Origin of the sequence: Moritella sp. F3 (assembly GCF_015082335.1) — a bacterium.
GTDB lineage: Bacteria > Pseudomonadota > Gammaproteobacteria > Enterobacterales > Moritellaceae > Moritella.
Window position 1 is genome coordinate 217,956 of the sequence record NZ_BLRL01000004.1, and the last position, 12,634, is coordinate 230,589.

Genomic DNA, 12,634 nt, shown 5'->3' on the forward strand with positions numbered 1-12,634 from the left:
AATTCTGAATGTATTAAACAGCCTATGAATTATTTGTTAAACAGTTTGTCATGAATTTAAGTTACAAAAAAGCCTTGTTTTTTACATTTTGTGAGGGCTGTTCTTTTTATCTTAAAGCCTTAAATGGCAAATGAAAAATAATAACTATACTTCGATATCATGAAAGATAGATATTGCTCGCATAATATTCATTGTCATCAAATGGCCATTTTAAATTATTAAGTTTGACTATGATTGCATCTTGATTTTTGAGTCTGCGGCGATATGTTTACATTTTTTGTTCGATGTCATCGTCTAAGACTCATTAGGCGCAAGCCATAGGGAATTGTGATGGGAAGTGGATTCCACTCTTTTAGAATATAGGTGTAATAATGAAAAAATCAGGTATTAAACTTTCAGCTATTGCGTGTGCATGCTCATTCGCTTTGTCTGCAAATGCAGCGACAACTTTGTTTACCAATGTTGATATTTTTAATGGTACGGAAGATAAACTCTACGAAGATCATCATGTTTTAGTGATTGATAATAAAATTGCGAAAATATCTAAAAGTACGATTAAATCAGCCGATGCAATGGTTATCGACGGTCAAGGTATGACGCTAATGCCGGGCTTAATTGAAGGGCATGGTCACTTACAAATGGCGGGGGGATCACTCTCTGAAATTGAAAATAATTTAAATTGGGAAGAACTTGCCGTCCGTTCTTCAGCTAACGCGAAAGCGGCGTTAATGTCAGGCTTCACATCATGGCGTGATGCTGGTGGAATGGGCGCAGGGTTAAAGAAAGCGGTTGATGCAGAACTGGTCGAAGGCCCACGCATCTACCCATCTGGTGGTTTTATTGGTCCAACAGGTTCACATGCTGACTTTAGAAATCTAACTACACCAAATGAAACTTTCAATGGACCTCAGTCTAGCGGTGCAAGGTTGGGAATGACCATCACCGCGGATGGCGTTGATGCAATTAAGACTGCAGGTCGTCAAAACTTCATGCAGGGCGCGACTCAAATTAAGATCATGTCGAGTGGTGGTGTCGCTTCACAATTTGATCCGTGGCAGTTAGAGGCATATTCAGATGATGAGATTCAAGCTGCAGTCCAAGTTGCAAATGCTTATGGCTCTTACGTTATGTCGCATGCTTATAGTAAACAAGCCATTATGCGTAATTTAGAGAATGGTGTTAAATCGATAGAACACGGTTTTTCGTTTGATGCGGAGATCGCTGAGCTAATGGAAGAGAAAGGCGCATATATGACCACAAACATGCAAGCCTTCTCGCCATTACTAGGGCAAGTTTCGGCCATTTCTGCGAGTCCTGCTTCAGCGCGTAAAGCTGCCTCTGCGCAAGCTGCATTCAAAGATTATATTGCCAATGTTAAGAAATTCCGTCCTAAACTAGGCTTTCAAGGCGACTGTGTGGGTTTAGTTAACGCTTGTCAGGCGCAAAATGATCATCAAATTTACTTGGGGGCTGAATTTTTCGGTAACTTTTACTACTTGAAAGCGTTGACTTCAGTTAACGGTGAAATTTTGAAATTATCGGGTGATGTTGTCGACCCATACCCTGAAGGTAAATTGGGTGTAGTCGAAGTTGGCGCTTATGCCGACTTACTACTTGTAGAAGGCAATCCACTTGAAGATATTACGGTTATTGGTGGTAATGAAAAATGGTTTGATGCTGAGCCTCGTAATGGTATCGATACACTTCGAGTCATTATGAAAGACGGTAAAATCTATAAAAACTCGCTGTAATCTCCATATTGTTTAATTAGAGGCTCGTTATGGGCCTTTATCTTTAATCTACATAGATAACTCATTGGGTGATAACAGGAACGTAAGGTTAAACATTTGAATAAATTTATATTTTTCATTTCGCTGTTCGTCAGCTTATCCGTTAAATCAGCAGTACTTAAGCTTGACTGGGAAGATTTAAAACCTGTAATTAAAAATGCCGAGGTTGTTTTACCTGTATTAACGATAGCGCAGCTAAATACCATTAAACAACTTTATCAACTTGAGCGATATGGCTCAATAGATGATAAAAAAAATGTCCAAAAGTTAAAAGATGATTTAGCTAAACAAGGTATTAACGTGGCTGAAGTATTTAAAACACGCGATGCCTATATGAAACTTGCCCAGCAGAAGGCTGAAAATTTAAACCCTAAGGTGATGGGAAAAAAAATTCGCATGTCTGGTTTTTTAGTGCCGTTGGAGTTTCAAAATGTGTATGACACAGTTCAAGTAACGGAGTTCTTATTTGTGCCATTCGCAGGTGCGGGGGTACATCAACCGCCGCCAGCAAGTAATCAAATTGTCAGGCTTTCATATTCTAAAGGATTTACGGTTGAAAATATCCAATACCCAGTTTGGATTGAAGGTACTATCCAAGCCTATCAACAAACAGAAGAAGTGTCTTTAGCTGATGGCAAAGTCAATCTGACCATGGGTTACAAAATGGATGGCGCGATGATAGATCGTTATTACCCGAAGTAAAAATATGAAGTTCATTTAATGAATAGCACGAAAAATTAGTTTAACCAATCGGTGATAATATGCAGATTCAATTTAGAACATTTGTCCCTTATGCATGCCTGTTCTTGCCAATAACTGCATTTACGGTGATGGCCGATACAAATTTTGGCGGGCCTGGTGCGGTTGATAATACCCTCAGTGATAATCATCGGGTAAAGCAATCTTGGCGAGAAAATCTAGCCTCGAAGCAGAATCTAACTTTTGGTCTTGATTACCAAGTGCTTGGTCTTTCGGCTAGCGACCCGACCGCTGGCGGTGATGAGCAAGCGTCTGCAGGTGTAGCTCGACTCTACGGTGCTTGGAATCTTACTGGACTCGAGTCCGGTAATATCGGAGGCATTGTTTGGAAGGTTGAACACCGTCATGCTTTTAGCGATCTATCCCCCAAGGAATTTGCTTTTATTGGTAATGGCTTGGGTTATGCGGGCATGATTGGCCCAGCGTACAGTGACCAAGGTACACGATTAACTAACTTATATTGGAAGCAAAAACTCAACGGGGGAGACTCGTCTTTTATCGCTGGTTATCTTGATACAACGGATTATGTGGATACTTACGCACTTGCAAGCCCTTGGACTGGTTTTAGTAACCTAGCATTTAGTACCGGTGGTGGTGCGATAGGCTTGCCTGATGACGGTATTCTAGGACTCGCAGTTGCTCACATGCTAACAAATAACTTGTATGTGGTTGCTGGAGTGGCTGATGGCAAGGGTAAGTCGGATGATCCACTTGCTGGTTTTGATACATTATTTAATGATCACAAGCTGTTCTCTACGCTTGAACTTGGTTGGACTACATCGCAAGAGCAAATTTATACTGATAATATACATCTTACTGCTTGGCATCTCGCTGGTGGTACTCAGCATAACCTGACTAGTACAGAAGGGGGGCAAGGTATTAATTTTTCCGCCAGTTATTTTGCTACATCTCAACTAATGCCATTTATTCGAGGTGGTTTTTCTGAAGGGGATATTGCGCTTTATGATCAATCTATTTCGGCAGGGCTCGGTTACTTTGGTCTTGCGGGCGCGGGTAACAATCTTGGTTTTGCAGTTAATTGGAGTAATGTTAATGACAATCTCGAGAACGCGTATTTAGTCGCGGACTCAACCCAATTTACCACTGAGATATACTACAATATACAAGTCAATGAATTGATTCAGATTACTCCTGACATCCAGTATATTAAAGATCCAGCATTCTCTACAGAAAGTAGTAGCTGGGTATTTGGCATTCGCGCAAGGGGGGGTATTTAGTGTCTAAGCAGGGCGTTAAACTCTGTTCTTTGGATTACGGTTAATAAATTGAATGGTTTAAAAGAAAGACAAAGAGCACAAAATCATGTTGATTTTGTGCTTTAAATTATTAAACAAATGATTACATCAGTTTTAATTCTGCCGAATAAGCCTTAATGATTTTTTCTGCTGAGATATCAATATCATTAATATCAGTATGATAATTCAATATTGAGAATAGCATGGTCTTTAATCCTTTGTATCCAGATGTGGATGGGTACAAATATCCCTCTTTCTGAAGTCGATGTACAACTCGCTCTGTCAATTCATCTCGGTAAGCTTGATCACCATGGCCAAACTGTGCGGAAAAACGATTAGATACGACGTCATTTAGTATCTTGATGCCATCGACCGCGGCTAATTTATCCGCCATGCGTAAAGCCAGAGCACAACAGTTATCCAAATGGGCAACAATACCTTCTTTACCCAATGACTTAAAGGCTGCATAAACAGGTACACCACGTGCGCGTCTTGATGCTGATATAGAGAAATTAATTGCATTTCTGTCTGGCTTTTTCATTGCATCGCTAAGATAGTCGCCCATATTACTTCCGCCCATCGCTGAAATAATCGTAGCGGGGTCTTTAACGATGATCATGCCACAATCGTAAGGCATGTTGAACCACTTATGCCCATCAGTATCAATAGAGTCCGCTCGCTCAATACCTTGCAATCTGTGTTTTTGTTTATCACTGGCTGCAGCCCAAAGGCCAATAGCGCCATCAACATGAAGCCATGCATTATGATGTTGTTCGACACTATCGGCAAGTTCATCAAATGGATCGAATGCACCAGAGTCAATACAACCAGCTTGAGCACAAACTAAGGTAGGACCTTTGCAATTGCTGACAATTTTACTCATTTCTTCAGGAATAATTCTTAAGTTATTATCTGTTGGAATCTTGATTATATCTTCAAGGCCTATACCAATCATAGACAGAGCACGTTTAATGGTTGAGTGTATTTCGTCACTTGCAACGACATTGATGCGTGGCGCCCCATATAGGCCTTGTCTTGCAACGTCCCATCCCGCACGATGGAGCAATGTATTACGGGCTGTGATAAGACCTGTATAGATAGCTTCTTGTGCACCCGATGTAAATCCAACAGCAGAACCTTTAGTCAAACCTAGTAGCTCAACCATCCACTCTGCTGCGGTTTCTTCAACAACTGCCATTGCTGGACTTGCAATATAGTAAGGTACATTTTGATCCCAAGCACTGACCAGCCAATCAGCGGCTAATGACGCAGGAAAAGAGCCTCCGATAGCATAACCAAAGAAACGTGAACCACCTGATGCGACAAGCCCTTTATCGACATTTTTAACCAAGTTATTAATTACTTGTGTTGGATCAGCTGAATGTATTGGTAACGGACCACCAATAGCGGCTCTTAATTCCTGAGATGTTGCGCCTTGATCTATATTTCTATCATCAAGAGATTCAAGATAGGTCACCGCATGTTGTAAAGATTGCTCTAATGGTGAACGGTATTGTTCAAATTTATTTTTCATGTTTACATCCCCTCTTCATTTTATTGCCAATATTATAAGAGAGAGCTCTAATTAAAACTTGCCATTTGATGACAATGCTGGATGTATAGGCTAGGGCATTAATGCAGTTTTATATACGTTATAATGTAAGGAATTAACTTAATGATCATTTCATATATTTAAAAGGATTTGTATGACAGAAAAACCCAATACCATCACTGTCGTAAAAAGGGAGGATGTGCAATTTTTCGTCGGCATATTTAAAATAATGAATGATAATATGTTTACACTATTACGAGAAGCAAATATCCCTGGGGATATTTATGATCACAAAAGCGAATACCAGTACCTGCCTGAGACGACGGTTAATAATCTCGTTAAAATCCTCGGTTCTCGAACGACGAAAGAAGACTTTGGATTACTGATGTGGAGTGCATGTAAAGAAGTATATGTCCCTAAGTTTGTCGCTAAGCTAACGAAAACTGAAACTCTAAAATCAGCACTAGATCAATTTGGTGAGCAGTTACAGGACGTTTCTAGTGGTGCGAATATATATACACAGTACAGACGTGGACGATGGTGGTTAGTGAGAGATAAGTCACCTACAGATGAGCCATGGTTTAAATATGCAGAGCTGTTTTCAGTGATTTTTATTAATGAGTTGTTGAAGTCATTAACCGCTGGCAAGTGGTGGCCGGTTAATGTTGGCATTCAATACCATGATGCTAAGGATTACCAAGCGTTACCTGAATTGTCTCAAGCACAATTTTATGTTGGCAGGCCTGTTACCGCATTTTCAATTTCGGATGACTTAATCAATTCACCTGTAATGCTATCAAGCGTCCCGAAAGTTAGCGAGTTAGGTCGAAGCTCGGTATTAGATAAAACATTTTTGTCGACGTTCAAACTCGCTATTAAACCTTATTTATCTATGGGGAAATTACCCATAAAACTGGCCGCTGAAGTATTAAATATTCATGTCAGAACAATTCAGCGTCGTCTTGACAAAGAGGGGACAACATACAGTAAACTTGTTGAAAATATTTGTTTAGAACAAACGTTAGATCTACTTTCCGAGCGCAATTTATCGATCACATTAATAGCAAGTAAAATGGGTTATTCAGATTCTGCGCATTTTACGCGTGCTTTTAAAAGACAAATGCAGATGACTCCTCGACAATATCGAAGAATGGTAACAACGTCTTGATGGGGGGAATATGGGAGGGAATAATGAAGCCCGTAATTGTGTTACGGGCTTCATTGTTATTTATGCCAGCAAAGCTTAACCTTGTTCTAGTAATCTACGTAGGTCAATAACCGCGGCGTTTGCACGAGATAAGTAGTTTGCCATGACTAATGAGTGGTTAGCAAAGATACCAAAACCAGCGCCATTAAGGATCATCGGGCTGCCTACAGGCTGTAGCGATGCCTCTAATTCAAGAATGATTTGGTCAACACTTGCTAGCGCATTTTTCTTTTCTAATACGCTTTTGAAGTCAATACGCGCTGCTTTTAAGTAGTGATATAGTGCCCAAGAAGAACCACGTGCTTCCCAGAATACATTATCAATATCTAACCATGGCGTTTTCACTGTTGAGCCAGACTCTGTGAATGTAGATTGTTCAGCCCCAAGATCACCTGATAAATCTGTGTTGATACGGTATTGGCCAACTGATGCACTTAAACGTTGAGACAATGAACCAAGGCGTTTTTCAACTTGTTTAAACCATTCAGCAAGGTTATCGGCACGGGCGTAGAATTGTGCGTTTTTAGATTGCGAATCGTTTAATTTATCTAGGTATGTTTGCAGTTCAGCAATCGTTTTTTTGTATTCAGAGTTTGCATTGGTTGGGAATAAACGTGTGTGTTCAACATTTAACGAACCGTGTGCTTTTTGTAGATCTTTATTTTCAGTTGATTGTGTTTGTGAACGGCTTAAATCACGACGTAACACGAGCATAAGGTCACGAGACTGTTCTAATAACCCATATTCCCATGATGGCATGTTATCCATCATGATTGCTGGTGGCAATATTGAGTTACTTAGGTAACCGCCATTTTTTTCATTTAGCATTAATAACGACTTCATGAGTGTTGCTGTTGTATAAGAACCAACCGCAATATCAGCACTGTTTTTAGTCAGTTCTTCTGTAACTCGTGTTGGACTAAAATTGTCTGGTTCAACACTCCAATAAACTGAAGTAGCATAAAAGATAATACTGACAGCAGCAATACCCGCAATGATTTTAGATTTACTCATGTGGTCGTTCCCTCGAATCATACGTTAAGTTTAGTAATAGTTACTCTAGTGTAACTCGCTGAAATGTTTGCAACAAGCTTAATCACTATATTAAAAAGGCTGGCTTAAGAGCATATAAAATAGGTTATGATTTTTTAATTCTAACCACATGCATTATCTCTACTTTGAAACCTGCTACAGTTTCAATTTCAGGGTAGTAAGTGAGATTTACACGCGCACCTGTTAACGATTGATAGACTTTCTTACGTTTAAATTTAAATGGTACCGTGTGGCCTTGAATCATCACCGTATTGACAAACCAGTCGTCTTTTTCACGCTGTACGTGAGAGGTTACCTTCTGCAGTTCTGAATGGGTTAATCCTGCGTGTTTTTTGAGTAGTTTATCGGGTTCTGAAGCCATTCTTATTGTCTCGCTGTATTGCTGTTATATACATATCATCGTTACGCGCCATGATGAATGGTGGTGATCGTGACTTGATAATATCGATGAACAGGGATGAGTATATCTCAAAATAACGTTAAACTTTGTTTATCTACGCTATTTTTCAGGTTTACAGGTGTAAATATGATATAAACTAAGGGGTAATATTAACTCCCTTTCGATAATGATATTAGGGAAAACAGGGAGAACGATGTGAGACAAAATACACGTCACCAAAAAATAATTTCGTTGGTTAAGGAAGAAGGGTTCGTCAGTACTGAAGTGCTTGTTGAGCATTTTTCAGTAAGCCCGCAAACCATCCGCCGCGATTTAAATGAATTAGCAGAGAAGAATTTGGTTCGTCGTCACCACGGTGGCGCATCATTATTAGAAAGCAGTGTTGTTAACGATTCATATGTTAATCGTAAGCAAAAAACGGCTAAAGAAAAAATGAAAATCGCCCAGGCGATGGCTGAATTAATTCCAGATGGTTCATCATTATTTATTGATATTGGTACCACGTCTGAGGCGCTAGCGCGTGCACTATTAAATCATAACAATTTACGCATTGTGACCAATAATCTTAATGTGGCCACTATTTTGATGCAAAAACCTGATTTCAGAGTCATTGTTGCTGGTGGTGAAGTGCGCAATAAAGATGCTGGTGTAGTTGGTGAAGCGACCGTTGATTTTATTAAGCAGTTTAGAATGGATTTTGGCATTGTTACCATCAGTGGTTTAGATATGGATGGTTCATTACTGGATTTCGATTATCAAGAAGTGCGAGTCACACAAGCGATCATTGAGTGCTCACAAGAAGTATTCTTACCGGTTGATCACACTAAGTTCGGCCGAAATGCCATGGTCAATATTGGTAATATCAATCAGGTGAATAAGTTATTTACTGACATTGAGCCACCAGAAGAGCTGGCTAAATTATTACAATTACATCAAGTCGAGTCTATCGTCTGTGAAACGAGCTTAGAGCTTAGCGATATATAAGATTGGAATTAATATTAACGAGTTAAATAATTATATTATTAAACTCAGTAAAGAGAAGGGAGAATCTCGTGATCCGTGTTGTGTTTAATCAAAAAGGTGGCGTAGGTAAATCGACCATCTGCAGTAATTTGGCGGCGATAGCAGCCTCAGAAGGCAAGCGCACTTTGATTATTGATTTAGATAGTCAATGTAATACCAGTGCTTATTTATTAGGGAATGATTATCAGGTTGATTTTAGTGTTGCGGAGTTTTTTGAGCAGACGTTAAATATCATCATGAAAGGGAGGCCTTATCAGGATTTCATTACCCCTACTGCATTCCCTCATTTATCGATCATGCCTGCATCGGAATTATTAGGTGAGTTGATTGTTAAATTAGAACAACGCCATAAGATCTATAAATTACGTGACGCGCTGGTTAAATTAAAGCGTGATTATGATGAAATTTATATTGATACGCCGCCAGCCTTTAATTTTTATAGTCTGTCAGCACTGATTGCTGCAGATACCTGCTTGATACCTTTTGATTGCGATGACTTCTCACGTCGTGGTTTATATAGCTTGTTAGCGAATATTGAAGAAACACGACAAGATCACAATGATAAATTACGGGTTGAAGGGATTGTAGTTAATCAATTTCAAGGCCAAGCCAGCTTACCGAAAAAGTTGGTTGCTGAGCTCAGAGCTGAAGATTTACCGATTTTAAATACCTTGATCCACAGTTCTGTGAAAGTAAAAGAGTCACATAATATCTCCCAACCCTTGATCAATTGTGCACCTAAGCATAAAGTGACGCTGCAATTTTGTGATCTCTATGCTGAGATCTCTGCATAATATTAAATAAGTTATTTTTGAATCCCATATTGTAATGCTCAATATGGGGTTTTTATTCATTATCTTTTTAGGTGTTTGGTGTTTTTACATTGCCACTTAAGTTGTAAGTAAGGTGTTTATGACTGTCAGAATCAATGATTTAGAATCATTTTTTCGTAATATACAAAAAACGATTATCACGGCTTTTCAAGCGGAAGAAACCAATGGTGAGTTTATCGCCGATAATTGGACTAGCCACTTAGGTCAGGGTACAAGCTGTGTATTACGTGATGGTGAAGTATATGAAAGTGCGGGTGTGAACTTTTCGATGGTGAGCGGTGATAAATTACCGGCTGCTGCATCGGCTAAACGTCCACAATTTACTGGTATGTCATATCAAGCGATGGGCGTATCTGTGGTCGTTCATCCACGTAATCCACATGCACCAACAAGCCATGCGAATGTACGTATGTTCATGGTAACAGATGATGATGGTCAGCAGCATTGGTGGTTAGGCGGTGGGTTTGATTTAACGCCGATCCATTTATATGCTGATGATGCTCGTCACTTTCATACTGCTGCTCGTGATGCTGTCTCGCCATTTGGTGATGATTTGTATAGCAAATTCAAACAAGATGCAGATGAATACTTCTATATGCCACATCGTGAAGAATACCGTGGTATCGGCGGTATTATTTATGATGATCTGAATGAATGGGATATCGAAAAAAGTTTAAGCTTTATCGAGTCTGTAGCGAAAGGTTATACCCAAGCGTATGCGCCAATTGTCGCGAAGCGTAAAAATCAGCCATATACAGAGCAAGAGCGTGAATTCCAATTGTTCCGTCGTACCCGTTATGTCGAGTTTAACTTGATTGTTGACCGAGGCACTATTTTTGGTTTGCAAAGTAAAGGCCGTACAAAATCAATCTTGATGTCGATGCCACCACTTGCTAGTTGGCACTATGATGATTTAGAACCACAGAACGACGCGCAGCAAGCGTTAGTCGATGTGGTCGCCCAACCACAAACGTGGATATAGCATTTATTTAAACCACGCTTAATACCGTGGTTTTTTTATATTCTACTTTCTACCTCAATAGCAGATGATGTTTGATTTGCTATTCTTGTTAAACCCGAATGATAAAGTTGAAGTAATAATGAGAATTATAGTTTTATTGTTGATGTTATTGGTGCCTAGCCTGTCTTTTGCACAAGCGTCCTCGTCACAACTCGCTACCGAACAAGTAGCGTCGCCGCAAATAGCAAAGCTAAACAAGCTCGATAATGACATTTCGGTGTTATATAACGAATCAAAAAACATGACTGGTACAGCCAGGGATGTCGTGCGGTTACAATTATTAAATAAAAATGATGCGCTGCGAGAAGTGATTCAAGAGCTTATTGATAAGCGTACTGATGAAACGCACGACATTTTATTGAAGCAGGTTAACCAACAGGTTCAATTTATTGCAGATGCGTCAAAGTATCTGTTAAATAAGATAGCAACGACTGAAAAAACGTTAGAAAAAGAAACTAATGAAGGTAAATTATCAGCGCAAAAATCACTGGATGAATCACGTCGTTTTTCAACTCGATTATTAGCTGATCAGTGGACTAACTACCAATGGTTGAAGTTACTCGATCAATCTTCACCAGCAAAAGAAAAAGCTTTGGTTAGCGATATTGAACGTCGTCTTGGGTTTATGTCAGCTTCTTTAATTTTTGATAATCAGCAAGAAGTCTTGTTGAGTAAGCAACTTAAGTCGGCAACGGAAGGTGAGAAAACCGCTGTTCAGCTTGAACATATCCTGGCTCAGCGTAAAGTGAATAATGATATTACGACGTTACAATTTTTAGTGACGCTTGCCGATAAAATGTCTTTAGACACGACGCAATATAAACAACAGCTGTTTCAAGCCACTGGTACATTGACTGACGAATTGCTTAATGTGGATCTCATCTTGTCGATTATTTCGACTTGGGGCGAGGGCGCTGGTGCATGGTTAGCCAATAATGCACCGGAATTAATATTCAAAGTATTACTCTTTATTGCGATAATTTTAGCTTTCCGTTGGTTGAAAACACTCACCCGTAAAATGGTGAAAAGAGCTGTATCGTCACCGAATTTAAAATTGTCGCGCTTGATACAAGACTTTTTTACGTCGATGTCGGGTAATATTGTCTTTGCGATTGGTTTACTTATCGCATTATCGCAAGTCGGGGTTGATTTAACGCCTATCCTAACTGGTTTTGGTGTGGCAGGTTTAGTAATTGGTTTTGCATTGCAAGATACCTTATCTAACTTTGCCTCGGGCATGATGCTACTGATTTATCGTCCATTTGATGAAGGTGACTTTGTTGAAGCGGGTGGTGTATCAGGTAAGGTTGCCCATATGAGTCTAGTGAATACGACGATTAAGACGTTTGATAACCAAGTTATTATCGTACCAAACAGTAAAATCTGGGGCGATATTATTAAAAATATTACCCATGAACGTGTCCGTCGTGTTGATATGGTTTTTGGTATTGGTTATAGCGATGATATCGCGCTGGCTGAAACCGTATTAGCTGATATCGTGCTATCACATGAACTCGTATTGAAGAACCCTGAAACGATAATTAAGCTGCATACGCTTAATACTTCTTCGGTTGATTTTATTGTGCGCCCTTGGGTGAAAACTGAAGATTATTGGGATGTGTACTGGGATATCACCCGCGAAGTGAAAGTTCGCTTTGATAAAGAAGGTTTGTCAATTCCATTCCCGCAGCAAGATGTGCATTTGCATATGGTAGATAAAGCCGCAGAATAATTACTCGG

At 39.6% G+C, this 12,634-nt stretch carries 11 protein-coding genes; 8 read left to right on the forward strand and 3 right to left on the reverse strand.

Annotated elements, in window-relative coordinates; genetic code table 11:
• The first annotated feature begins 371 nt into the window (after nucleotides 1–371).
• The 3 genes from JFU56_RS09505 to JFU56_RS09515 all read left to right on the forward strand — a co-directional run bounded on the left by JFU56_RS09505 (nucleotide 372) and on the right by JFU56_RS09515 (nucleotide 3,787).
• A complete protein-coding gene (locus JFU56_RS09505; RefSeq protein ID WP_198437053.1) occupies nucleotides 372–1,751 on the forward strand; it encodes an amidohydrolase family protein in 1,380 nt (459 codons plus the stop codon).
• 96 nt (nucleotides 1,752–1,847) lie between these two features.
• A complete protein-coding gene (locus tag JFU56_RS09510; RefSeq protein WP_198437054.1) occupies nucleotides 1,848–2,492 on the forward strand; it encodes a DUF3299 domain-containing protein in 645 nt (214 codons plus the stop codon).
• A 59-nt stretch (nucleotides 2,493–2,551) separates the two neighbouring features.
• Nucleotides 2,552–3,787, forward strand: coding sequence for a carbohydrate porin (locus tag JFU56_RS09515; protein WP_242065931.1), 1,236 nt, complete (start codon nucleotides 2,552–2,554; stop codon nucleotides 3,785–3,787).
• A 121-nt stretch (nucleotides 3,788–3,908) separates the two neighbouring features.
• Here JFU56_RS09515 and JFU56_RS09520 read toward each other — a convergent pair whose 3' ends face one another.
• Entirely contained in the window at nucleotides 3,909–5,339 is a 1,431-nt protein-coding gene (locus JFU56_RS09520) for a pyridoxal-dependent decarboxylase (RefSeq protein ID WP_198437055.1), read from the reverse strand.
• Nucleotides 5,340–5,511: 172 nt separating this feature from the next.
• On the opposite strand from JFU56_RS09520, the gene JFU56_RS09525 reads away from it, so the two are divergent.
• Nucleotides 5,512–6,525 (forward strand): AraC family transcriptional regulator, encoded by a 1,014-nt coding sequence (locus JFU56_RS09525; protein WP_198437056.1) that lies wholly within the window; start codon nucleotides 5,512–5,514, stop codon nucleotides 6,523–6,525.
• Between the two features lie 75 nt (nucleotides 6,526–6,600).
• Here the strand turns inward: JFU56_RS09525 and JFU56_RS09530 are convergent, their stop codons facing one another.
• Both JFU56_RS09530 and JFU56_RS09535 read right to left on the reverse strand, forming a co-directional pair.
• On the reverse strand, nucleotides 6,601–7,578 hold the full coding sequence (locus JFU56_RS09530) for a DUF2333 family protein (RefSeq protein ID WP_198437057.1): 978 nt from the start codon (nucleotides 7,576–7,578) through the stop codon (nucleotides 6,601–6,603).
• A gap of 124 nt (nucleotides 7,579–7,702) precedes the next feature.
• Complete coding sequence (locus JFU56_RS09535; protein ID WP_198437058.1) at nucleotides 7,703–7,978, reverse strand: hypothetical protein; 276 nt, start codon at nucleotides 7,976–7,978, stop codon at nucleotides 7,703–7,705.
• 234 nt (nucleotides 7,979–8,212) lie between these two features.
• Here JFU56_RS09535 and JFU56_RS09540 point away from each other — a divergent pair, with 234 nt between their 5' ends.
• The 4 genes from JFU56_RS09540 to JFU56_RS09555 all read left to right on the forward strand — a co-directional run bounded on the left by JFU56_RS09540 (nucleotide 8,213) and on the right by JFU56_RS09555 (nucleotide 12,626).
• Nucleotides 8,213–9,001, forward strand: a complete 789-nt coding sequence (locus JFU56_RS09540; RefSeq protein WP_198437059.1) for a DeoR/GlpR family transcriptional regulator — start codon at nucleotides 8,213–8,215, stop codon at nucleotides 8,999–9,001.
• Nucleotides 9,002–9,069: 68 nt separating this feature from the next.
• Nucleotides 9,070–9,834: a ParA family protein gene (locus JFU56_RS09545; RefSeq protein WP_198437060.1), complete on the forward strand. Its 765-nt coding sequence runs from the start codon at nucleotides 9,070–9,072 to the stop codon at nucleotides 9,832–9,834.
• Nucleotides 9,835–9,952: 118 nt separating this feature from the next.
• The gene (gene hemF / locus JFU56_RS09550) at nucleotides 9,953–10,855 is read left to right on the forward strand and encodes an oxygen-dependent coproporphyrinogen oxidase (RefSeq protein ID WP_198437061.1); all 903 of its coding nucleotides are present in this window, start codon (nucleotides 9,953–9,955) and stop codon (nucleotides 10,853–10,855) included.
• Nucleotides 10,856–10,973: 118 nt separating this feature from the next.
• Nucleotides 10,974–12,626, forward strand: coding sequence for a mechanosensitive ion channel family protein (locus tag JFU56_RS09555; RefSeq protein WP_198437062.1), 1,653 nt, complete (start codon nucleotides 10,974–10,976; stop codon nucleotides 12,624–12,626).
• Nucleotides 12,627–12,634: the final 8 nt, after the last annotated feature.

Bases quoted from the DNA above. Each gene is read 5' to 3' on its own strand.
- JFU56_RS09515 (WP_242065931.1), top strand. From the start codon at position 2,552: ATGCAGATTCAATTTAGAACATTTGTCCCTTATGCATGCCTGTTCTTG.
- JFU56_RS09525 (WP_198437056.1), top strand. From the start codon at position 5,512: ATGACAGAAAAACCCAATACCATCACTGTCGTAAAAAGGGAGGATGTG.
- JFU56_RS09520 (WP_198437055.1), bottom strand. From the start codon at position 5,339: ATGAAAAATAAATTTGAACAATACCGTTCACCATTAGAGCAATCTTTA.
- JFU56_RS09505 (WP_198437053.1), top strand. From the start codon at position 372: ATGAAAAAATCAGGTATTAAACTTTCAGCTATTGCGTGTGCATGCTCA.
- hemF (WP_198437061.1), top strand. From the start codon at position 9,953: ATGACTGTCAGAATCAATGATTTAGAATCATTTTTTCGTAATATACAA.
- JFU56_RS09530 (WP_198437057.1), bottom strand. From the start codon at position 7,578: ATGAGTAAATCTAAAATCATTGCGGGTATTGCTGCTGTCAGTATTATC.
- JFU56_RS09535 (WP_198437058.1), bottom strand. From the start codon at position 7,978: ATGGCTTCAGAACCCGATAAACTACTCAAAAAACACGCAGGATTAACC.
- JFU56_RS09555 (WP_198437062.1), top strand. From the start codon at position 10,974: ATGAGAATTATAGTTTTATTGTTGATGTTATTGGTGCCTAGCCTGTCT.